19 protein-coding genes, 1 tRNA gene and 1 pseudogene are annotated in these 20,952 nt (G+C 39.3%); 14 read left to right on the top strand and 7 right to left on the bottom strand.

Annotated elements, in window-relative coordinates:
• The first annotated feature begins 12 nt into the window (after positions 1 to 12).
• From F3H01_RS05250 to F3H01_RS05240, 3 genes are all read left to right on the top strand, one after another.
• Complete coding sequence (locus tag F3H01_RS05250) at positions 13 to 702, top strand: tetratricopeptide repeat protein (protein ID WP_149725070.1); 690 nt, start codon at positions 13 to 15, stop codon at positions 700 to 702.
• Positions 703 to 1,116: 414 nt separating this feature from the next.
• Positions 1,117 to 1,686, top strand: a complete 570-nt coding sequence (locus tag F3H01_RS05245; RefSeq protein WP_149725069.1) for a hypothetical protein — start codon at positions 1,117 to 1,119, stop codon at positions 1,684 to 1,686.
• Between the two features lie 20 nt (positions 1,687 to 1,706).
• A complete protein-coding gene (locus F3H01_RS05240) occupies positions 1,707 to 4,148 on the top strand; it encodes a molybdopterin-dependent oxidoreductase (RefSeq protein ID WP_149725068.1) in 2,442 nt (813 codons plus the stop codon).
• Between the two features lie 31 nt (positions 4,149 to 4,179).
• Here the strand turns inward: F3H01_RS05240 and F3H01_RS05235 are convergent, their stop codons facing one another.
• Both F3H01_RS05235 and F3H01_RS05230 read right to left on the bottom strand, forming a co-directional pair.
• Positions 4,180 to 4,488 (bottom strand): YolD-like family protein, encoded by a 309-nt coding sequence (locus tag F3H01_RS05235; RefSeq protein ID WP_223155376.1) that lies wholly within the window; start codon positions 4,486 to 4,488, stop codon positions 4,180 to 4,182.
• A complete protein-coding gene (locus F3H01_RS05230) occupies positions 4,478 to 5,740 on the bottom strand; it encodes a Y-family DNA polymerase (RefSeq protein WP_149725067.1) in 1,263 nt (420 codons plus the stop codon). Before F3H01_RS05230 ends, F3H01_RS05235 begins: the two co-directional genes overlap by 11 nt.
• A 262-nt stretch (positions 5,741 to 6,002) precedes the next feature.
• Here F3H01_RS05230 and F3H01_RS05225 point away from each other — a divergent pair, with 262 nt between their 5' ends.
• Complete coding sequence (locus F3H01_RS05225; RefSeq protein WP_149725066.1) at positions 6,003 to 6,629, top strand: autotransporter outer membrane beta-barrel domain-containing protein; 627 nt, start codon at positions 6,003 to 6,005, stop codon at positions 6,627 to 6,629.
• 45 nt (positions 6,630 to 6,674) lie between these two features.
• Here the strand turns inward: F3H01_RS05225 and aroC are convergent, their stop codons facing one another.
• Genes aroC through F3H01_RS05205 form a run of 4 tightly spaced genes read right to left on the bottom strand, consistent with a single transcriptional unit; the run spans position 6,675 to position 9,862 of the window.
• Complete coding sequence (gene aroC, locus F3H01_RS05220; RefSeq protein ID WP_103580300.1) at positions 6,675 to 7,742, bottom strand: chorismate synthase; 1,068 nt, start codon at positions 7,740 to 7,742, stop codon at positions 6,675 to 6,677.
• A gap of 8 nt (positions 7,743 to 7,750) precedes the next feature.
• Entirely contained in the window at positions 7,751 to 8,422 is a 672-nt protein-coding gene (rnc, locus tag F3H01_RS05215; protein WP_103559543.1) for a ribonuclease III, read from the bottom strand.
• The gene (gene rnhA, locus F3H01_RS05210; protein WP_021090299.1) at positions 8,419 to 8,853 is read right to left on the bottom strand and encodes a ribonuclease HI; all 435 of its coding nucleotides are present in this window, start codon (positions 8,851 to 8,853) and stop codon (positions 8,419 to 8,421) included. Before rnhA ends, rnc begins: the two co-directional genes overlap by 4 nt.
• Positions 8,831 to 9,862, bottom strand: a complete 1,032-nt coding sequence (locus F3H01_RS05205; RefSeq protein ID WP_223155375.1) for a tetratricopeptide repeat protein — start codon at positions 9,860 to 9,862, stop codon at positions 8,831 to 8,833. Before F3H01_RS05205 ends, rnhA begins: the two co-directional genes overlap by 23 nt.
• Before the next feature lie 55 nt (positions 9,863 to 9,917).
• Between F3H01_RS05205 and dnaG the strand changes: the two genes are divergently transcribed.
• The 10 genes and pseudogenes from dnaG to F3H01_RS09790 form a co-directional block, all read left to right on the top strand.
• Positions 9,918 to 11,597, top strand: a complete 1,680-nt coding sequence (gene dnaG, locus F3H01_RS05200) for a DNA primase (RefSeq protein WP_149725133.1) — start codon at positions 9,918 to 9,920, stop codon at positions 11,595 to 11,597.
• Positions 11,598 to 11,701: 104 nt separating this feature from the next.
• The gene (locus F3H01_RS05195; protein WP_149725064.1) at positions 11,702 to 12,937 is read left to right on the top strand and encodes a M20 family metallo-hydrolase; all 1,236 of its coding nucleotides are present in this window, start codon (positions 11,702 to 11,704) and stop codon (positions 12,935 to 12,937) included.
• A 10-nt stretch (positions 12,938 to 12,947) separates the two neighbouring features.
• Positions 12,948 to 14,267: an amidohydrolase gene (locus tag F3H01_RS05190; protein ID WP_149725063.1), complete on the top strand. Its 1,320-nt coding sequence runs from the start codon at positions 12,948 to 12,950 to the stop codon at positions 14,265 to 14,267.
• On the top strand, positions 14,264 to 14,962 hold the full coding sequence (gene pepE / locus F3H01_RS05185) for a dipeptidase PepE (protein WP_148785786.1): 699 nt from the start codon (positions 14,264 to 14,266) through the stop codon (positions 14,960 to 14,962). Before F3H01_RS05190 ends, pepE begins: the two co-directional genes overlap by 4 nt.
• A gap of 14 nt (positions 14,963 to 14,976) precedes the next feature.
• Positions 14,977 to 16,287: a C4-dicarboxylate transporter DcuC gene (dcuC, locus tag F3H01_RS05180; protein ID WP_149725062.1), complete on the top strand. Its 1,311-nt coding sequence runs from the start codon at positions 14,977 to 14,979 to the stop codon at positions 16,285 to 16,287.
• A 9-nt stretch (positions 16,288 to 16,296) separates the two neighbouring features.
• On the top strand, positions 16,297 to 17,520 hold the full coding sequence (gene pepT, locus F3H01_RS05175) for a peptidase T (RefSeq protein WP_149725061.1): 1,224 nt from the start codon (positions 16,297 to 16,299) through the stop codon (positions 17,518 to 17,520).
• Positions 17,521 to 17,579: 59 nt separating this feature from the next.
• The gene (locus tag F3H01_RS05170) at positions 17,580 to 18,569 is read left to right on the top strand and encodes an argininosuccinate synthase domain-containing protein (RefSeq protein ID WP_149725060.1); all 990 of its coding nucleotides are present in this window, start codon (positions 17,580 to 17,582) and stop codon (positions 18,567 to 18,569) included.
• 105 nt (positions 18,570 to 18,674) lie between these two features.
• Positions 18,675 to 18,751 (top strand) — tRNA-Met (locus F3H01_RS05165).
• Positions 18,752 to 19,046: 295 nt separating this feature from the next.
• Positions 19,047 to 20,198, top strand: a complete 1,152-nt coding sequence (locus F3H01_RS05160) for a Cj0814 family flagellar-dependent secreted protein (protein WP_149725059.1) — start codon at positions 19,047 to 19,049, stop codon at positions 20,196 to 20,198.
• 335 nt (positions 20,199 to 20,533) lie between these two features.
• A pseudogene (locus tag F3H01_RS09790) lies at positions 20,534 to 20,650 on the top strand (hypothetical protein); the annotation flags it as partial.
• 30 nt (positions 20,651 to 20,680) lie between these two features.
• Here F3H01_RS09790 and F3H01_RS05150 read toward each other — a convergent pair.
• Positions 20,681 to 20,952 (bottom strand): hypothetical protein (locus F3H01_RS05150; RefSeq protein WP_223155374.1); only part of this gene is annotated, 272 nt, incomplete at its 5' end.

Below are 20,952 nucleotides of genomic sequence, written 5' to 3'. Positions count from 1 at the left end.
TAAAGGATAAAAATGAAAAATTTATTATTTGCGCTCTTTGTAGCGTTAAATTTATTCGCTAGCGAGCCCGGCTTTTCGCCATTGCTAGCCGCAGATACGCTAGAAAAGGTCAAAAAATGCAAAAACCCCGACCTAAACGCCACCAAAGAGTGCGTGCAAGCGGGCATGGTAGCGGCTAACTTAAAGCAAGACTACGGCGCGGCGGAGGGGCTATTTAGTCTAGCCTGCGCCAAAGGGGACGGCGAGGGTTGCTTTTATCTTGGCGAACTTTATAAAAATAACCTAGTAAATGCCGCGGATAAGAGCGAGCGCGAGACTAAGATTAGCGCGTATTACAAGGCTAGCTGCGTCCTTTACGAGTATTTGCCCGGTTGCTTGGCGCTAGCCAATTTCATACAAGAAGAGCTGGGCGACGAGGTGCAGTCGTTTGCGATAAACAACACTCTATGCAACAAAAAATACGCTCCCGGATGCTACAACGTGGGCTGGATGATAGAGCGAACGGGAGGCGATATAGGCGAGATGATGGAGTATTACGAGCGCTCGTGTAAGCTAGGCTACGTAGGCGGCTGCGCAAGAGCAGCGTGGCTGTATGAGGGAAATTTCAACGAAAACAGATACGAGCAAGTAAAAAAAGACGCGAAAAAGGCAAAGCAAATGCGAAAAAAGGCTTGCGAGCTAGGCGATAAGCAAAGCTGTTAGATTGATAATAAGGCGTTTTGATAAAAATTTTTAAAACGATAAAACTCTAGAAAGTCTTAACATAGCTAGCAATGTAGAGTAGTAACTTTTAGCATATTTTTGAATTCTGTAAGAAGTTTACTAATTTAAGTTTTTAAGTTTATAAAAGCTCTACCATACTTTTTATAGTAGCTAGTGAAGTAAAGTTAAATTTTTACTTCACTAGATCCAAAATTAAAATTTTTACAGAGCTTGTGTTTGCTTATACTTTTAATCATTAAGACAATCAATAAAACTCATTGATAAATTTTCTTCTAAATCTTATTTTTAATAAAAATGAATATTAAATTTCTTAAATAAAGCTAAATATAACAATGTAATTTTAAGTTATTAGGTTATAAATTTTTTTTAAATTTTATTTTTAAGGATTGCAACATGAAAATGCTATTTTTAGCCCCTGCCTTAGCATGTAGTCTTGCTTTTAGTGCCGATGTTATCGCAAAAGATGCCAATATAACGCTAGATGGCAAGATGATCGGAAAGATCGAGGTTTTAACACCAGTTGAAGTCGTCGAAAAAGGCGATAAAACGAGCAAGATTAAGGTTAATGGCGTAGTTTCGGCAAACTATTTAGCCCAACTTCAAAGAAGTATAGAAGATCCGGAAGTTTTTGTAGCTTTTAATGACGAGAGTGAGGCAAATTTCAAAAAAGTAAAAGATCTTGAAGATGACTACGGCGAGGTTTGGTACCAAGCAGAGGGCGTTTACGAAGTGCCAAATAACGCACTTGGCGGCGATACAAAAAAGCTTTACGTAAAGGCAAAGAAAATTTACGAAGAGACCTGCTCGGCATGTCACAGGCTACATGAACCAAACAGCTTTACAGCGGCTCAGTGGCCAGCAAATTTAGCTGGAATGGTCGATGCAAAATTTGTAGCACTAGACGAAACTGACCTAAATTTAGTGCTCAAATACTTACAACACAATGCCAAAAAAGTAAAATAAATTTTCATAAGGGAGAAAATATGAAAAGACGAGATTTCATAAAATTTTCTGCGCTTGCAGCCACTGCGGCACAAGCAAGTAGGATTGAAGGCGTGACAAAAACCATTTTTGACCAAAACAAAACCTTTGGCGCAAATAGATTTGGGCTATTTTGGGCAAATACCAACTCAAATCAAATCGTCTCTGTTGATCCATTTGAGGGCGATAAATTCCCAAATACCATGAATAATAGCTTGCCAGACCTCATCCAAAACGAAAGCCGCGTGCTCTATCCATACGTAAGAAAGAGCTACTTAAAGGCAAAAGGCGCAGCAAAAAGTGAGCTTCGTGGCAAGGAAGAATTTGTGCGTGTTAGCTGGGATACAGCACTTGATTTAGCTGCAAAAGCCTTAAAAGAAAATTTTGACAAATATGGCCCTGAAAGCATCTACGGCGAATGCTACTGGTGGGGTGGTAGCGGTAAGATCAGCTGGGGCAGAACTGTTGGTCACAGGATGCTAAAAGTGCTTGGCGGATACGTCGAAGAGAGTGGCGACTACTCAACTGGAGCTGGCCTTGTCATCATGCCTCACGTCCTTGGAAATAGTGCGGTTTATGACGCTCCTACAAAATGGGAAGCTATGGTTAAAAATGCTAAGAACATCGTATTTTGGGGCACTGATCCGCTTGTAACTGGTCAAATTTCATGGCAGCCACCAACACACGATGGTTATCTTGGCATCAAAAAGATAAAAGATGCTGGCATTAAAACCTATAGTGTTTGCGTCTTCAAAAACGACACCACAAGATACCTTGGCTCTGAAACTATCATCGTTCGTCCAAACACTGACGTAGCAATGATGCTTGGTATGTGCCACTATCTTTATGAAAACAAGCTTTATGATGAGGAATTTATCAAAAAATACACAGTTGGCTTTAATAAATTTAAAGACTACCTGCTTGGCACAACCGACAAAGTGGTAAAAGACGTAAACTGGGCTAGTAAAATTTGTGGTGTAAAAGCTGAAGATATCGCTAAATTTGCTACTGTACTCGCAAAAGAGCCAAGCACTATCATTGCTGGCAGATCTCTTCAAAGACAAGATCATGGCGAGATGGGCTTTTGGGGTATCGTAACACTTAGTGCGATGCTTGGCCACATCGGTAAAGAGGGTCTTGGATTTGAGTTTAACCTCTACTACGGAAACGGCAGCACTGATAAGATAGCACCTGCTCTAAAAGGTATCAGCACTAGGATAAGCGAGAAATATGAAAACGTAGATGGTGCTCCGTGGAAGAAATTTAAAAACGTAACCATCCCATCTTCAAGATCAATCGAAGCCTTGCAAAACCCTGGCAAAGAGATAGACTATGATGGCTCTAAGATCAAACTTCCACATATGAGAGTAGCTTATATGGCTTCTGGTTCAATGTTTACAAGGCACCAGGATGTAAATAATGCCGTAAAAGCATGGCGTAAATTTGATACTGTAATAACTGCTGAGCCATACTGGACAAGCACAGCTAAACTAAGCGACATCGTCTTACCAGTGGCACTTGAGGTAGAGAGAAATGACATCAACCAAAGTGTCCCATCGAGCGAATACATCGTGGCATACAAACCAGTAGTTGAGCCAATGGGCGAAAGCAGAAGTGACTACTGGATATGCTCACAAATTTGCAAACGCTGGGGCAGAGAAGAGGTCTTTACTGAGGGTAAAGATGAGCTTGGCTGGGCAAAAGAATTTTACGCAGATGCGGTGGAACAAGCTAAGGCACTAGATCTTAAAATGCCAAGCTTTGATGAGTTTTGGAAAGAGGGCTATGTCAAATTTGACAAAGACAATGAAGAGACAAAATACTACACAAGACTTAGTGCATTTAGAGAAAATCCGCACAAAAATCGCCTTGGTACGCCATCAGGCAAGATAGAGATATACTCTCCAACTATTGCTAAATTTGGCTACAAAGACTTTGCTCCACACTTTGCTTGGATCGAGCCATTTGAGTGGCTTGGTAGTGAAAAAGCTAAGAAATATCCATTTAGCATCACAACCCCACACTCAAGATATCGCCTCCACTCTCAGCTAAATAACTCAATAATCAGAAACTACGCTGAAGTTTGTGCTAGAGAGCCGATGTTAATAAACACAAACGACGCTAAGAAAAAAGGCATCGCAACTGGTGATGTAGTGAGAGTCTTTAACGACAGGGGTGAAATTTTAGTAGGAGCGCTTGTCACTGATATCATCCCAGAGCGTGTCATCGCTATTTGCGAAGGTGCATGGTACGACCCTGAAGTGCTTGGCGAAAGAAGCCTTTGCAAGCATGGCTGCATCAATGTCCTAACACGCGACAAAGGCACGTCTAGTATCGCTCAAAGCAACTGCGGACATACGATACTAGCGGATCTTGAAAAATATAAAGGCGAGATCAAACCAATAACTGCGTTTTCTAAACCAAAAATTTTACAATCTTTGTAGAATTTAAATAAATTTAGCCCTCGCTTGGGGGCTAAATTATTTTTAGGTCATTTATATCTTCAAATTTGATCCTAGTTTTTACAACCATAAGAGTTTTATTTTTGAAATTTACGTCAGAGATTAGTCCGCTAGCACTTGTATAGGTGTAGCCGTCATGATAGCTCACATATACTTCATCAGCCGGCCTTAGCTCGCTTATCTTTTTAAAAATTTCATCGACTTTGCTTTCATCAAGCTCTAGTTTTTCGCATTTCTCTCGCTCTTTTTGTCGCAAGGCTCGCTCTAAGGTTGAGAGAGGATTAAACGAGCTAAAAATTTTTGCTCTATCTTTACTCGCCACTTTTGTGCCCTCCGATCTTTTTATTTCGGTCTTGCCCAGTGGCTTCTGGTAGTAGATCGATCGCTCTTAAAACCGAGTTTTTACCAAATTTTTCTTTTATGAGATTTAGGGATTTTAAAACCGCCTTTTCTTTAGTGTCATCATCAAAAAGACTAGAGTGAGCGAGGCTCTCTTTTACTACGTCGTTTGCACTGATGCTAATTTGCCTAATCAGCCCAACATTTTTTATCTTATTTAAGAGTAACTCTTCGGCTGAACTCATCAGCATGCTTGAAACATTTGTTGGTGTTTTAAATCGAACGCTTGCACGCTGTAGTGGCTCAAGCTTATCGGCAAATTTTATATTTATCGTTATTCCACTTGCCATTACTTCTTTGTTGATCATCCTAAGTGCTAGCCTATCCGCCATCTCTTTTAGCACGATCACTGCCTCACAACGTTCGTAGTCTCTTGGTAAAATTTCAGAGCTAAAGTAGGATTTTGTGCTTGGTTTATATGCTTTTATGTCAGCTATTGTTGTTGGCTCTATGCCATTTGCGTGATCTATCGTTATATAGGCATCAACTCCAAAAAATTTCTCAAGCAAGCTTCGCGGAGCATTTGCTATATCTTTCATACAAAAAATTCCATGTTTTTCCAGCTTTAGCCTAGTTTGCTTACCGATACGCCAAAAGTCATCTAGCGGTTGATGTGTCCAAAGACGTTCTTTATAAAGCTGCTCGTCTAAAAATGCAATCCCATCATCACTGTGCTTAGCCAGGATATCAAGGGCGATTTTTGCGAGGTATAAATTTGTACCCATGCCACAGGTAGCCGTCACGCCAGTAGTTTTTAAAATTTCATCCATTATCTTTTTGGCTATGGATTTTGCGTCGGTATTATAAAATTTAACATAAGAAGTAAGATCGATAAAGGCTTCATCGATAGAATAGACATAGATATCATCTTTTGAGACATATTTTAGGTATATCTCATAAATTTTAGCCGCATAGTCGATGTAAAACTGCATTCTAGGTGGTGCGATGATAAATTTTATAGCCTTTGGTATCTCAAAAAGCCTGCATCTATTTTTCACGCCTTTGGCTCTAAGAGCTGGGCTAACGGCTAGGCAAACACTTCCGTTGCCACGACTATCGTCAGCTACGACTAGATCGGCTTTAAACGGATCAAGCCCTCGCTCTACGCACTCAACTGAGGCGTAAAATGACTTTAGATCAATGACGGCATAAAATTTTTGTGCTTCGTTTTTCATGGGGTGATTATAGATGAAAATTAGTAAAAGTTCGTTTTTGAAAAATTGATCTTAAGGCTAAAATTTCTAATAAAAATTTTTTAGAAACAAAATAAGTAAAATGGATAATTTTTACTAGTGGAGTTAGGGTAAATACGATGCATAAAGAAGTTAATATAATTGGCTCTACTATTGAAAAAAGCGGACAATCAGGTGTTTATATTGGTTTAACAGATAGAAGTGATGTAAATTCTAGCAAAGTAAAAATAAAAATGGCGAGTCTATGCTTGGAGCTTTTGCTATACCAACATTTGATAACAGCTATGAAGATGCCAAAATAGATGGCAGAGTTAGAAACTATGGACTTGGTATTTTTTTAAGACTAAATTTGCCACGTGATTTTTATATCGATCTCATGGCAAAAGCTGGTAGGAGCCAGATTAAGGTTGATGCAAAAGACATAGATTATAAAATCTCAATGCCATACTACAATGCTAGCTTTGGCGTAGGCAAAAAGATAAAATTTGATAGCTTTATACTTGATAGTGGGCTAAACTACGCACTCTCTTATGTCGGTAGCGATGAGGCAAATATCGGACAAAGCACATTAAAATTTAGCAGCGTTACATCAAGTAGAGATAAAATTTACTCAAAAATAGCCTATGATGCTGGTAAATTTAATCCTTATGGAAAAATTAGCGCTGAGTATAAATTTAACACCAAGTCAAAAATAGCGGTGATCCAAGAAGACGAGGAGATCAGCCTAACTCAAAAAGGTACAAGTTCAGAGGTTGAGGTCGGTCTAAGATATACGCCAACTTATGTGACACTCATAAATTTTGGCATAGCACAATCTTTTGGTAAAAAAGATCAAAGCAGCGCAAAACTTCAGTTTGCTTATAGATTCTAAAATTTAGTGGCTTTTAGGCCACTAAATTTTACTCGTTTTATAGATTTAGCCGTAAATTTTCTTTAAATTTTCAAGCTTTGTGCTAGCATTTAGTAGTAACATATCGGCGATAACTAGCCTTATCATCGCGGTTGTAACGACGCTTCCTCGTATGCCTATACAAGGATCATGTCTACCCCTTAGCTCAAAGTCTACCACTTCGCCAGCTAAATTTAGCGTCTTTTGCTCTTTAAATATCGAAGGTGTAGGCTTAAAATGGCTCTTTAGCACGATCTCGGCGCCACTGCTTATGCCCCCAAGTATGCCACCAGCGTTATTGCTCAAAAAGCCAAGTTCGTCCATCTCGTCGTTGTTTGCTGAGCCAAGCATAGAGCTTACATTCACGCCAGCACCGATCTCTACGGCTTTTACGCCGTTTATTCCCATCAAAGCCGCTGCTAAAGCGCTATCTAGCTTATCATAAAGTGGCTCGCCAAGACCAGCTGGTACGCCTTTAGCCACGCTTAAAACCACAGCTCCCACGCTATCGTGCTCGCTTCTAGCTTTATTTATCACTTCTTTCATCGCTTCTTCATTGCCAAGAGCATAAATTTGAGAATTTTTAGCAAAGTTAAAGTCTATTTTGTCGCTAAAAACTTTGCCTATACCAAGCACTCCACTTAAAATTTCTATATTAAACTCATTTAAAAGTAGCTGCGCAAAAGCCCCACCAGCTACTCTAACGGCCGTTTCTCTTGCGCTTGAGCGTCCGCCGCCTCTATGATCTCTAAAGCCATATTTTTTGAAATAAGTAAAATCCGCATGGCCTGGACGGAAAATTTCACGTAAATTGTCATAGTCATTTGACTTTTGATTGTTATTAAAAATGGCAAAGCCTATCGGCGCCCCAGTGCTTATACCATCAAAAAGACCACTAAAAATTTCTATCTTGTCAGCCTCGTCTCTTGCGGTTGTGAAATTGCTTTGTCCTGGGCGACGCTTGTCAAGCTCACTTTGGATAAAATCTGTATCGATCTTTAGCCCAGCTGGAAGTCCGTCTATCACGCCACCGATCGCCACTCCATGGCTCTCGCCAAAGGTTGTTAAGGTTAGTTTTTTGCCAAATGTATTCAAAATTTTTCCTATTTTTTGATTTTTTCTAGTGCGATTTTTGCTGCAAGCTGTTGGGCTTGCTTTTTAGAGCTGCCAACGGCGCGTGAAATTTCTTTTCCATTTAGTAGCAAGGCTATCTCAAATTCTTTCTTGTGATCAGGACCTGACGTGCCGATGAGTTCGTATGTTGGTATGACACCAAGACTGGCCTGAGTGACCTCTTGAAGAGCGGTTTTGTAGTCCTTTTCAAGGTGTGCAAAGTCGATCTGTGGATAGCAAAGCTCAAGCAGGGCGATCGAAATTTCTCGCACTTTATCAAGTCCAGCCTCAAGGTAGATAGCACCCATCACAGCCTCAAATGCGTCGCTTAAAATGCTATCTTTCTCGCGCCCGCCATTATTCTCTTCGGCCGTGCTTAACCTTAAAAATTTACCCATTTTTAGATGCCTTGCCATATTTGCAAAGCTTTTTTCATTTACAAGCGCAGCTCTTAGCTTACTCATGTCGCCCTCTGCGATCTTGCTAAATTTCTTAAAAAGATACTCAGCCACAAGCAGATCCATTACCGCATCACCCAAAAACTCTAGCCTCTCGTTATTTAACGCCTGTTTGGTGCTCTTGTGCGTTAGTGCCTCTTCTAAAAGTTCAGTTTTTTTAAATTTATATCTAAGACTTTCTTCAAATTCTTCTAAAATTTTCATCTTTCATTCTCATCTTTTATTTTTAATGCCTCATCTCTTGCCATCTGGTCGCACTCCTCGTTTTCAGGGTGTCCAGCATGCCCCTTAACCCAGCTTGCCACGACTTTGTGAGGCTTTGAAATTTCTAAATACTCCTGCCAAAGCTCTACATTTTTTACATTTTTAAAATTTCTCTTTTGCCAGTTAGAAAGCCACTCATTTATGCTATTTACCACGTATGAGCTATCGGTAAATAGTCTCACTTCACAAGGCTCTTTTAGAGCTTTTAGTCCCATTATCGCAGCTTTTAACTCCATTTGGTTATTTGTCGTATATGCCTCGCCGCCGCTTGCTTTTTTCTGCGCTTCATTAAATCTCAATATATATGCCCAGCCTCCAGCTCCAGGGTTTCCAAGACACGAGCCATCACTAAAAAGTGTTACTATCTTCACTTGCTTTTTCTGTGATGTGGGATAAAATTTTGACACTTCCTAGCTCGTGGCAGACCGGGCAGCGGTAAAAGTGCATAGGAAATGAGTTTTTGCAGCTTTTGCAAACGTAGTTAAAGCTTAACCCAGCCGCGTCAAATTTAGCGTCTTTTAGTTTTTTGATGACGTTTAGCTCAAAGCCATAAATTTCACATGGCTCATCTATATCGCCCTTTGCGTAAAAGAGTGATTTGTATTTTGGATCGCTTAAATTTATAGGTGTTTTTAGGTTGTAAAGCAGATCGACCACATCTTCAAAACGAGCAAAATCTTTTAAATTTTCTAAATTTTCATTGTGTCTTATGAAAAGGGCTAAGATCATGCGTTTTAAAAGCTCAAAATTTTGGCTAAGACGAGTGAGAATTTCTACCTTTTCGCTAAAGCTTAAATTTCTATCATCAAGCGTGCTAATAGCCTTTATATAGGCTTTTTGATCTTTTACATTTACACCAAGCTCTTCAAGAGAATTTAGCGCATAAAGGGCTTCTTTGTAGTTTTTAAGTTTTTCATCTATCATCGTTAAAAAGCGAAGTGCAAGCACATTTCTTGGACTTAACTCAAGCACTTTTTCAAAGACTTCGCTAGCTTTTTTTAAAAATCCAGCCTTAAAATAGACCTCTCCAAGCTCGTTTAGTATAAATTCTTTTTCATTTTTATCTCTAACTTTGCCAAGTGCTATGAGATAAACACTAATTGATTTTTCAAAATCACCATTTTTGGCAAAAGTTTGCCCTAGCATGCAAAGGCTTTGAGCGTCTATCTCTGGGCTTTGTAGCATTTGTTTATGCTCGCTACTTATGCCGTCTTTGCTATCAAATTTTCTTATAAATTTTTCAATACGTTTTTTCTCATCTTTGCTCGAAAAGATACCCCAAGCGTAGCTTAATGCGGCTATCATCAAAATAATGCTAAATAAAATAATAAGGCTAAATATCGGATCTCTGTGCCCAATGAAAAAAATATCCACGCTCATACTTTGTAATAAAATTTTACTTTAATTATAACAAAGCGGTTGTATAATTTTGCTTATGATAGATCCAAAATCCATAGAAAAACTCAAAAATCAAATCGATATCGTTGACATTATAGAGCACTATTTGCCAGTTAAAAAAATGGGTGCAAACTATAAATGCGTCTGCCCATTTCACGATGATAGAAATCCTAGCATGAGCATAAGTCAAAACAAGCAAATTTTTCACTGTTTTGCTTGCAAGGCTGGCGGAGATGCGATTAAATTTGTAATGGATTATGAGAAACTTACCTATCCAGAAGCTATCGAAAGAATAGCTAGCCTTGTAAATTTTAGCCTCGAATACACAAGTGACAAAGCCCCAACACAAAAAGAAAATAAGCATATTTTAGAAAAGATAAATGCCTTTTATAGGAGCGAATTTTTCAAGCATGAAGCTGCTGTGAGATATATCTATTCTCGTGGCATAAATGATGCGATGATCGAGAAATTTGAGCTTGGCTGGGCAGGGGAGAGCGCTAGTACCATTAGGCTTTTACAAAATGAAAATATCGAGCCAAAAGAGGCGCTTGAAGTTGGCATAGTAAAACAAAACGAGAAGGGAATTTATGCTAGTTTTATCGAGCGTATCACATTCCCTATATATGCACATACAGCAAAACTAGTTGGCTTTGGCGGTAGAACGATCTCAGATCATCCTGCAAAATATGTAAATTCTCCACAAAGCATGGTTTTTGACAAGTCAAAGCTACTTTACGGCTATCATTTAGCTAGACAAAGCATTTTTGAAAAGAAGCAGATCATCATCACAGAGGGATACTTAGATGTTATTATGCTGCACTTTGCTGGCTTTACAAACGCCGTTGCCGTGCTTGGGACTGCGCTTACGACTAATCACTTGCCACTTTTAAAAAGAGGCGAGATAAGCGTAGTACTTTGTTTTGATGGTGACTCGGCTGGTATAAATGCCGCTATAAAATCATCTCGCCTTTTGGTTCAAAACGAAATAGATGGAAGTGTTGTCATTATAAAAGATGGTGCAGATCCTGCAGATATGGTCTTTGCAGGTAGAAGCGACGAGCTAAAAGAGATGTTTGGCTCAGGGACTGAGCTTGGCGAGTTTTATATAGAGCAAATTGTAAAAAAATATGATATTACGCGTCCAGTGCAAAAGCAAAAATGCTTAGAAGAGATAGTGGAATTTACAAATTCTCTAAAGCCAATAATCGCAAAAAGCTACGAATCACTGGTATCAAATTTACTCAAAATAGAGCTAAATACTTTTAGTCTTCATAGGCAAAGATATATAAATAGGCAAGATCAAAATTTTACAAATGCTGCAACGACAAATAAACAAGTGGCTCAAAAAAAAGATAAAACTGATATTTTGGAATTTAGTGTTTTAAAGAGCATGCTTGCAAATAAAAATTACGAAACTATCGTTTTAAACGAGCTTGAGGAGAAATTCTTCTTGCATCATAAAGATTATTTTCAGGCTGTTTTATTGCCAAATATTGAAGATAACGCGGTGCTTGTTAGGGAAATTTATGTTGATGAAAGCTCAAACATAGCTTCTAGTGAAGATAGCCTTAAAGAGGCCATTTTAAAGCTAAAGCTAAAATACTATGAGAAGTTTCGCGAAGATACCAGAAAATCACAAAAACCAAATAAAATCGAAATAATGCAAAAAATTTCAGAGATTATTAAAGGCTTACACAACAAACTACAAAAAAATTAGATTTAAAAATTTAACACTTATTCAGCTTTAAATCATAAAACTAAATGTAAAATGTTCAAAGTAATAAATGTTTTTAAGATTAGTTTTATTTTTAAGGATTTATTATGATAAATTTTAAAAGATTTGAGGCGAATTTTAATGCTATAAGCAGATTTGGAGCATTAAAAGGTGGAGGGCTAACAAGGCTTGCATTTAGCAAAGAAGACTTGGAAGCTAGGAATTTTCTTATAAATTTAATAGAAGAAAATGGCTTTAAACTTAAAATTGACAATGTTGGCAATATCTTTGCCATATATGATGATGGCTGTGAGCCAGGCGAGAAGCCAGTTTGTGTGGGCTCTCACATAGATAGCGTGCCAAATGGTGGCTTTTATGATGGCACGCTTGGCGTTATGGCTGGACTCGAAGCATTAACCTCGATAAAAGAAGCTGGCATTAAACTAAAGCGTCCGCTTTGGCTCATAAATTTTTGCTGTGAAGAGTCAAGTAGGTTTAAGACAGCAACCATTGGCAGCAAGATAATAAGCGGCAAACTTGGTTTGCAAAGGCTTCATGAATTAAAAGACGAAGATGGCATTTCGCTTTTTGAAGCGATGAGTAAATTTGGACTTGAACCACAAAATTTAAATGATTCTATTTTAAAAGAACACTCAATTCATTCATATTTAGAACTTCACATTGAACAAGGCCCAGTGCTTGAGCGAAGCGGCATAAGCGTTGGTGTAGTAAGCGGTATCGCCGCTCCTATTAGATTTGAAATTATTATTCATGGTAAGGCAGATCACAGCGGTGCAACGCCGATGAATATGCGTAGTGACGCTTTGCTGGCTGCTTCACACATCATAATTGCTGCCAATAAATTTGCTAAAAACAAAAAAACAGCTGTGGCTACTGTTGGTTACGCACATGCAAAACCAGGCGTTTTAAACGTCGTACCAGGCGAGGCAAGGCTTGGAGTTGATCTAAGAGATATTGATAAGGTAAGCTTAGAAGAGCTAAATTTAGAGCTTAGAAATTTTATAAAAGAGCTAAGTGGTGAGCTAAATTTTAGTTATGAGATAAGAGAACTAAGTAGTGATGAGCCAGTAAAACTTAGCGAGCATGCTATAAATTTACTAAGCGAAGAGGCTGCTAAACTGGGCATAAAAACGCTTACTTTGCCAAGCGGAGCTGGACACGATGCGATGAATCTAACAAAACTTGCAAGTAGCGTTGGCATGCTTTTTATACCTTGCGTTGGTGGTATTAGTCACAATATAGCAGAAGCTATAAATTTTGATGATGCTTTCAAAGCTACACAAATTTTAACAAATGCACTAATTAAACTATCAAATGAATAAGGAGAAATCTATGGATAAGATAGCAAATTTGGCTCTTTCTTTAAAAGATGAGCTGATCAAGGATCGCAGGTATTTTCACTCGCATCCAGAGACTGGCTGGTTTACATTTTTTACAACCGCCGTACTAGCAAAGAGACTTAGCGATCTTGGTTATGAAATAAGCCTTGGTGACAAAGTCGTTAAAGCTGATGCAAGGCTTGGACTTGGCTCAAAAGAGCAATGCGAAAAAGCAATAGAAAGAGCCAAAAAGCTCCTAAGTCCTGAAGAGGCAAAGTATCTTCCTTATATGAAAGATGGACTAACAGGCCTAACAGCCTTTATAGATACGAAAAGGCCTGGTAAATTTACAGCATTTAGATTTGACATCGATAGCGTTGATGTGACAGAGAGCGCGGAGGCTGCTCATAGACCTTGCAAAGAGGGTTTTGGCTCAGATATCGCTGGTATCACGCACGCTTGTGGGCACGATGGACACATGGCGATGGGTCTAGCGCTTGCAAAGCTGATCGCTAAAAATTTAGACGATTTTAACGGCAAATTTAAATTTATATTTCAAACAGCAGAAGAGGGCACAAGAGGCGCTGTGGCGATGGAGGCTGCTGGGGTGCTTGAGGGCATCGAGTACCTACTTGGCGGACACATCGGCTTTCAAGCAGAAACAAATGGGGGCATAGTTTGTGGCACAAACAAACTGCTTGCAACTTCTAAATTTGACGTGCATATCACTGGCCGTTCAGCTCACGCAGCAGGAGCGCCGCAAGAGGGAGCAAACGCCCTTTTAGCCGCTGCTCAAATGGCTCTAAATATGCATGGCATCACAAGGCACGCAAAGGGTGTGACTAGGATAAATGTGGGCGTTTTAAGAGCAGGCGAGGGCAGAAACGTCATAGCACCAAACGGCTATCTAGCCTGCGAAACAAGGGGCGAGGATACAAATTTAAATGAGTTTATGTATAAAAAATGTATGGATATCGTAAAAGGTGTGAGTGAAATTTACGGCGTCGATAGCAAAGTCGTGATGACTGGGGGCACAAGCGGGGCAAATAGCGACAAAGAGGTGACTGAAATTTTCTATGAAGCAGCAAAGCAAAGTCCATTTATAGATGATGATAAGATCGTTAAAGAGCTTGACTTTGGCGCTTGCGAGGACTTCGCTCACTTTATGAGAGCTTTGCAAGATAGGGGCGCAAAGAGCGGATATATGATGATCGGTACAAATTTAAAAGCAGGCCATCACAACAGCAAATTTGACTTTGACGAGGAGTGCTTGGTCGCTGGGGTCGATATCTATCTAAGGGTTGCTTACAAACTAAATGGAGCTAAAAAATGAAAAATGCTTTACTAATCAGCGCTTCAAGCTACCAAGATACTGGCTACTTGAGACACTGCAAAAACTGGGTCAAGGACTTTTTGGGCGAGAGTGGCAAGGAGGAGATTTTATTTATCCCTTACGCTGGAGTCAGACGAAGTAATGACGAATATGAGCAAAAGGTGATCGACCGCCTAAAAAATAAAAATATAAAATCTATCCACCACTACGAGGATAAAATTTCAGCTATCAAAAACGCTAACAGTATCGCAGTTGGCGGCGGCAATACCTTTATGCTTCTTTACACGCTTTATAAACTAAATTTAATCGAGCCTATAAAAGAGGCTGTGGCAAACGGCGCAAAATACTTTGGCTGGTCAGCTGGCGCAAATATCGCTGGCAAGACGATGATGACGACAAATGATATGCCTATCATCATGCCAAAGTCATTTGATAGCCTAAATATCTTCCCTTATCAGATCAATCCGCACTTTATAAGCGGCAAACTAGCAGGTCATAACGGCGAGAGCAGGGAGGAGAGGCTAGAGGAGTTTTTGATAGCAAATCCAAAAGAGACTATCTATGCTTTGCCTGAGGGCACGGCTTTGCTTATAGCGGGTAGCGAAGCTGAGGTCATAGGACACAGCGAAATTTTAAAATTTGAGTATCAAAAAGAGATAGAAAAAATAGAAGTTGGAACTAAATTTAAAATCTAAACAAGGAGAGAGGTATGGAATCATTCAAACTAATTGCTGCCATTCTTGGCATCGTTGCAGTTGTAGCACTTCTAGTCTTAAAAAAAGAGACAAGAACGGTGCTAATAGGTGTTGGTTTGGTGCTTTGTTTAATCGCACTAAAACCGATGGGGGCACTAAGTGCTTTTACTGACTATATGACTAAAGCAGGGCTTATAAAAGCTATTTGTGCCAGTATGGGTTTTGCTTTCGTTATGAAATACACGATGTGCGATAAGCACCTTGTTGCACTTCTTACAAAGCCACTTAAAAACGTGGGATTTATCTTGATCCCTGTAACAACCGTGCTAACTTACTTTATAAATATCGCCATCCCTTCAGCTGCTGGCTGCTCGGCTGCTGTTGGTGCGACGCTTATACCACTTCTAATGGCTTCAGGCGTTCGCCCTGCGATGGCTGGTGCGGCTGTTTTTGCAGGCACATTTGGCTCAGTCCTAAGCCCAGGCTCTGCGCACAACATATATGTGGCTGACCTTGTTAAAAAGACAGTCGAGGGATATACAGTTCAAGACATCATAAAAGTGCAAATTCCTAGCGCATTTACAGCTCTTGCCATCGTAGTTGTCATGCTAACTATCGTTGCAATATTATTTAAAGACTATCAAAAAGGTACAAATTTCACTCTTGAAAGCGGTGCTTCAAGCGAAGAGAAGTCAGCGTTTAAAGTAAATTTGATCTACGCTCTTATGCCACTTGTCCCACTTGTTATCTTGATTATCGGCGGAACAAGCCTAGCAAAAGATTACAGCTTTTTGGCATGGACAAAGATGGGCGTTGCTGAGGCGATGATACTTGGCGCTATCATAGCTATCTTTGCTACGCTTACAAACCCACAAAAGATCACAAAAGAGTTCTTTAACGGCATGGGTCATGCTTACGCTGATGTTATCGGTATCATCATCGCAGCTGGCGTCTTTGTCGCAGGTCTAAAGGCGTGCGGAGCCGTTGATGTGGTCATCGCATGGCTAAAAACTGATCAAAGCTACGTTAAATTTGGCGGAACATTTGTGCCATTTATCATGGGTATAGTCACAGGCTCAGGCGACGCTGCTACATTTGCATTTAACGAAGCTGTCACAACAAATGCTGCTGCTCTTGGCTTTGAGCAAGATAAGCTTGGTATGGCTGCAGCAATCGCAGGCTCACTTGGACGTTCAGCTTCTCCGATCGCTGGAGCTGCTATCGTTTGTGCTGGTATCGCTATGGTTAGCCCGGTCGAGCTTGCAAAAAGAACGTTTTTAGGTATGTTTCTCTCTGTTGTGGCGATCGCATTTTTCGTCATCTAAGGATGAAAGATGGATATCGTAGAGAGATTTATAAACTATACGAAATTTAACACCACGACAAATAAAGAGAATGGATTAAAAGGCATCATGCCTTCTAATCCAACCGAGTATGAGCTGGCTCTTTTTATAAAAGATGAGCTTAGCTCGCTTGGTATAAAAGATATCATCTTGCAAGATAACGCTATCTTGATAGCAAAGATCCCTGCAAACTGCGAAAATGCCCCAAGTATCGCCTTTTTTGCGCACTTAGATACAAGTAGCGAACAAAAAAACGACACAAAAGCGAAGATAGTAAAATACACAGGCGGCGACATCTGCCTAAACGAAGAGCAATGCATCTATCTTAAATTTAGCGACAATCCAGAGCTTAAAAAATACGTTGGCGATGATATAGTAGTGACTGACGGCACTAGCTTACTTGGCGCTGATGATAAGGCTGCAATCGCTAGTATCGTAAATATGGCTAGCTTTTTCATGCAAAATCCTGATGTAAAGCATGGCAAGATCGTGATCTGCTTCGTGCCTGATGAGGAGCAGGGCTTGCTTGGCGCAAAGGCGCTTGATGTAAATTTACTGGGAGCCAACTTTGGTTACTGCTTAGACTGCTGCGAGATAGGCGAGCTAATATATGAAAACTGGAACGCAGCTGACTGCACGATGGTCTTTAAAGGTGTTTCGGCTCATCCGATGAACGCAAAGGGCAAGCTTGTAAATTCGCTACTTCTTGCGCATAAATTTATCTCGCTTTTGCCAGGTGGTGAAGTGCCAGAGTGTACCGAGGGTAAAGAGGGCTATTTTTGGGTGAAAGAGCTTAGCGGAAACAGCGCAAAAACGACGCTCAAGATCGACATTAGAGAATTTGACGAGGTGAAATTTCAAAAAAGGCTTGAGCTTTTAAGCGAGATGGCAAATTCTTTTAATAAAATTTATGGAAATCGTTGCGAGATCACGCTAAAAACACGCTATGAAAATGTCTTTAAGTTCTTAAAAGATGAAAACTCACTGCCTATAAAACTAGCAAAAGATGCCTTTAGTGAGCTAAATATCACGCCAAACATAAAGCCGATGCGTGGCGGATATGACGGTGCTGCGATCTCTGCAAAGGGCGTACCAACGCTAAATTTATTCACAGGCGGAAATAACTTTCACTCTATCTTCGAGTACTTGCCAGTTAGCAGCCTAAAAGCCGCAAGCGAAGTCATTAAAAAAATCGTAATTAACGCTGCTAAATAAACTTCATAAAAGCCTAGATTTAGTAAATTTAGGCTTTAAATTTTACTTTCAGGACAAAAATGAAGGCTTTAGCTTTGTTTAGCGGAGGGCTTGATAGCATGCTCTCTATGAAAATAATAAGCGATCAAAACATCGAAGTGGTCGCACTTTATATGGATACTGGATTTGGCGTAGATGAGGAGAAGCACGAAGTTTTAAGGCGCCGTGCAGCCTTGACTGGGGCTAGCCTAAAGGTGGTTGATATGAGAAACGAGTATCTTCGCGACGTGCTCTTTAACCCAAAATACGGCTACGGCAAGCAGTTTAACCCTTGTATTGATTGTCACGGATATATGTTTAAAACAGCTCTTAATATGCTAAAAAGCGAAAATGCAAATTTCATCATCACTGGCGAAGTCGTGGGTCAAAGGCCGATGAGCCAGCGCAGAGACGCGCTCTTTCAGGTTAAACGCCTAGCTGATGATGAGGACGATCTAGTGCTTCGTCCGATGTGCGCTAAGCTCTTGCCACCAACAAAGCCAGAGCGCGAGGGCTGGGTCGATAGAGAGAAGCTACTTGACATAAGCGGGCGCGATAGAAAGCCACAACTTGCTTTGGCGAAGGAATTTGGCTTTGAGGACTTTGCAACGCCTGGAGGCGGCTGCTTGCTAACGATCGAGAGCTTTGCTGTAAAGATAAAAGACTACTTGAAATTTGATAAAGAGATGCGAGATATCGACGTTACGTGGCTAAAACTTGGTAGGCATCTGCGCTTGGTTGATGGAGCTAAAATGATAATAGGACGTGATGAGAGCGATAATAACGCACTTTTGGCTCATCCAAATGATAAATTTGAGCAGGTGAAATTTAAAGAGAGCGACGACATCGTGGGAGCTGTTAGTTTTATAAGTAAAAACGCAAGCATTGCCGACAAAGAGCTTGCTGCAAGGCTCGCGTTAGCTTATACAAAAGCCAGCAGAGAAGATGAATTTGAAGTTAGTATCGCTGGAGAGAAATTTAGTATCACACCTGAGGATAAATCTCTAGCTCAAAATTATTTCATAAAATAGACGTTTTATTGATTCTTGGTGCTTTTACTTTGTGTTTGTAGATAAAGATGGTTTTTATCTACAAATAAGTTTAAAAATTATATAATCCGAAACTTATTTTAAAGTGTCACGGTAGCTCAGCTGGTTAGAGCGCTGGTCTCATAAGCCGGAGGTCGGGAGTTCAAGTCTCCCCCGTGACACCATAAATGTCCTACTTATCGATACTTTAACTGCCCTTTTTGCAGTTTCCCTTTCTTTAAAATTTTCTAAAAGTATGGTACACTTTTTAAAAAAGTGGTACATTTTTTCAGGATTGTTTTATTTTACAAGATGCTTTCTATAAATTTGCTTTTATTTTTTACTAATTGGTAAAATTTAGATCAAAAGACAAACTCGTATAGACTTTACACATGAATTTTCACTCTGCTACCAAAAAGCGGTTAGCCCTACGGCACAACTTTTGCTTACTCTTTGAAGCTAAATTTCAAGGAGTAAGCTATGAAAGTCTCTTATAACTCCATCTTAACAAAACCACACTACCAAAAACAGACAAAAAACGAGGGCTTTGCAAATTTCTTGCCTAACACTCCAAATATAAATTTGATAGACCAAACCACTATTCCTAAGAATGACTTTGTTTCATCTAGTAGTATCGACTCTCTTTATCAGGCTAAATTTACTTCACAAGAGGGTTATGGATATAGTGTAGATGCTAAAGGATTTATGGGAGCTGACTTTAACAAAGTAGCAGGCTTGCCACAGGACTTTAAAATCCACAAAAGCACTCTTGATGCAATAGTGCTACACAATCAAAAACATCCAAATAGTATAAATTTTTCAATGGAAACAAAAAAAGATAACCAACTCTTTGGAGAGGATAGCTTTGCAAATATCGATCTAGCAAATACTATCAAGCAATACTATAAAATTTTTGATCAAATTTCAGCTGGAGTTATTAGCAAGGGTAAAGAGTTTTACTCAAATGAAGATCTAGCAAAGATGCCAAAGGGCTACTTTTCAAAAGATAAAAAAATGGATCATTTCGAATATCTAATGGGTAGGATGACTAGCGATGAGATAGATGGGCTAACCGATAGGAGCAATGAAAAGATAACTCATGTATTTAGAACAGCACAAGATGCAGACGATGCACGTAAGCTAATGAATGATCTAAAAGATATAAATATAAGGGTCAATGGAAATTTTCTTGACTTTTCTCCAGAAGTGATGACAACTGAGCATACTATCCCTTATATGTGGGTTAGTAGTGCTGGATATGACTTCAAGCCTGATATGTCTGTATATGATAATGAACAAGGCTATACTAAGGAGCAAATCTTTGTAGCATTTTTAAAAAACGAGCAAGGTCTTGTGTTGCAAGGTGGCACAACAAGGATAACCGACGAGGCTCTTAGTGTATATAGAGACACGCTTATACTTACAAAGCAAGATAGAAGCGAGATAGGCATACCAAAGGCTTATTATGATGAGATACTATCTGGCAAGAAAGATCTAAAAGATATACTAGCTAGGATTTTAAAGCTTAGAAATTTAGAGCTTAAAAAAGATCAAACGCTTGAGGGACTAGCAAGCAAGATAATGGATGTTTTAAAAGAATTTGATGAGAGGACGAAGGTAAGAGAACTATAAAAATATATAACATAGTAGGCATTCGCTCTAAGCCCTTTTAGCTCCCATACTACTAAACATTTTTTATATTTGCCGATATAAGATATATATTTTAAAAGGTATAGGACTCTAAATTTATTCAGACTAAAAAGCCTTGACAAAATAAATCTTTTCATAAAAAAGACGATATCTTTGGTGTGGGTTAAAGCTAAAAGGATCTAAGATGATAAACGCACTTGGTAGCTACTCGTTAAATTTAGAGCAGAACATAAAAGGTATCAGCTAGAACTGCCACCAACCAAACCAGCTCAGAGGTTTTAGGCTACAAGGTAGATAAGGATGGCTACTTTACAGATGAGTTTAACAAGCAATCTGGCATACCAAGCGAATATAAAATTCACTCAAGCACGCTGAAGTCATTAGTAAGATCAGACAACATAATGAGCATGTTGTCTGTTGCATACCAATCTTAATAATATGCCATGGCATATTATTAAAGTAGATTATTTTTTTGATTTGCTTGCTAAAATATTCTTCCTTGTTGCAATTCCAATCCCTATTTTATCACATATCTCTTGCTTTTTTCTAAGGTCAACATCAAATTTATAAAAATGTTCAATTACTAAGAATTTCAGCAATTCTTTAGCGACAGAATTATTAAGAGAAGAAAAATCTTGGCTTAGTAAAATAACTTTATCTTTATTTAAGCCATTATGAAAATATAATTTAGTAGAAGTATTTATAAGCTTCATTACTTCACTATCGGACTCCAATC

Origin of the sequence: Campylobacter concisus, assembly GCF_902460875.1 — a bacterium.
Classification (GTDB): domain Bacteria; phylum Campylobacterota; class Campylobacteria; order Campylobacterales; family Campylobacteraceae; genus Campylobacter_A; species Campylobacter_A concisus_AA.
This window is presented reverse-complemented; position numbering and strand designations above follow the sequence as displayed.

Excerpts from the sequence above, each read along its gene's own strand:
- F3H01_RS05195 (WP_149725064.1), top strand. The coding sequence starts at position 11,702 with ATGATAAATTTTAAAAGATTTGAGGCGAATTTTAATGCTATAAGCAGA.
- rnc (WP_103559543.1), bottom strand. The coding sequence starts at position 8,422 with ATGAAAATTTTAGAAGAATTTGAAGAAAGTCTTAGATATAAATTTAAA.
- F3H01_RS05240 (WP_149725068.1), top strand. The coding sequence starts at position 1,707 with ATGAAAAGACGAGATTTCATAAAATTTTCTGCGCTTGCAGCCACTGCG.
- F3H01_RS05230 (WP_149725067.1), bottom strand. The coding sequence starts at position 5,740 with ATGAAAAACGAAGCACAAAAATTTTATGCCGTCATTGATCTAAAGTCA.
- F3H01_RS05245 (WP_149725069.1), top strand. The coding sequence starts at position 1,117 with ATGAAAATGCTATTTTTAGCCCCTGCCTTAGCATGTAGTCTTGCTTTT.
- F3H01_RS05190 (WP_149725063.1), top strand. The coding sequence starts at position 12,948 with ATGGATAAGATAGCAAATTTGGCTCTTTCTTTAAAAGATGAGCTGATC.
- pepT (WP_149725061.1), top strand. The coding sequence starts at position 16,297 with ATGGATATCGTAGAGAGATTTATAAACTATACGAAATTTAACACCACG.
- pepE (WP_148785786.1), top strand. The coding sequence starts at position 14,264 with ATGAAAAATGCTTTACTAATCAGCGCTTCAAGCTACCAAGATACTGGC.
- F3H01_RS05250 (WP_149725070.1), top strand. The coding sequence starts at position 13 with ATGAAAAATTTATTATTTGCGCTCTTTGTAGCGTTAAATTTATTCGCT.
- dcuC (WP_149725062.1), top strand. The coding sequence starts at position 14,977 with ATGGAATCATTCAAACTAATTGCTGCCATTCTTGGCATCGTTGCAGTT.
- F3H01_RS05205 (WP_223155375.1), bottom strand. The coding sequence starts at position 9,862 with ATGAGCGTGGATATTTTTTTCATTGGGCACAGAGATCCGATATTTAGC.
- F3H01_RS05170 (WP_149725060.1), top strand. The coding sequence starts at position 17,580 with ATGAAGGCTTTAGCTTTGTTTAGCGGAGGGCTTGATAGCATGCTCTCT.
- F3H01_RS05225 (WP_149725066.1), top strand. The coding sequence starts at position 6,003 with ATGCTTGGAGCTTTTGCTATACCAACATTTGATAACAGCTATGAAGAT.
- F3H01_RS05160 (WP_149725059.1), top strand. The coding sequence starts at position 19,047 with ATGAAAGTCTCTTATAACTCCATCTTAACAAAACCACACTACCAAAAA.
- dnaG (WP_149725133.1), top strand. The coding sequence starts at position 9,918 with ATGATAGATCCAAAATCCATAGAAAAACTCAAAAATCAAATCGATATC.